This window comes from Halospina sp. K52047b, assembly GCF_008709855.1.
Lineage (GTDB): Bacteria > Pseudomonadota > Gammaproteobacteria > Pseudomonadales > Oleiphilaceae > Halospina > Halospina utahensis_B.
Map to the genome: position 1 here is coordinate 1 of NZ_VYJH01000033.1, position 822 is coordinate 822.

Sequence of the window (822 nt, forward strand, 5' to 3'; positions counted from 1 at the left end):
TTCCAGCCGGGAGACGATCCAGCGCGAACGCTTCCAGCTTCGAGCCCGATACTGGAAGCGGTAAACGCCACTCATTTTCTCCCCGGCTTGCCGGTAATAGTGGCGCACCCGCGCCATCGGGATTTGGACGTCATCCAGCAGTTTGCTGTTTTTGCTGAACCCGACCAGGTAGTCGACACCATTACGGTCACACCATTCGAGCAGCCTGGGACGATAGAAACCAGCATCGCCCCGGAACACGATCCGGGTATCCGGCCAGTGCTGGCGGATAAAGCGCACCAGCAGCGCCAGGATCGCCCAACTGTGGCGAGCATCGCTGTAATAGCTCGGGCGCAGGTAGCTGACCAGCAAGTGGCGCCCGCAGAACACGTACAGCGGCAGGTAGCAGTGATGATCGTAGTACCGGTGAAAGTGCTTGGCTGGCTGCTCACCGTGCAAAGGAATATCGGTACCATCGAAATCCAGAACCAGCTCTTTCGGTGGCGCCTCATGCTGGTCAATGAACTGCTGCCACAGTACCCGGTGAGCCTCGACAACCGCCTGGCGATCCACGCCACGTTCCATCCGGCTTAGCGTGGACTTGCCGGCCAGGGCCTGATCCCGGCCGATGGCGCTTTGCAGGATCTGGTCAAAGCGCAGTTGCTGGTGATCGTTGAAGTCCTCGTAGCCGGCTGCCAGACCATACACGCGCTGGGCCACCATCGAGGACAGTGAATGGCGAACCTTCGAGCTCATGCGTGAATCGTTCAGTGCGCCAGCGAGCTGGCTGGTCAGGCCGTGGCGTTTATCGACTTCGCGAAGCAACAACAATCCGGCGTCGGA

1 protein-coding gene is annotated in these 822 nt (G+C 60.0%); it reads right to left on the bottom strand.

All coding sequences use genetic code 11. The features are described 5' to 3' along the window. Positions 1-822, bottom strand: an 822-nt coding sequence (locus F3089_RS15755) for an IS1380 family transposase (RefSeq protein WP_151441731.1), incomplete at both ends; no start/stop codon positions are given.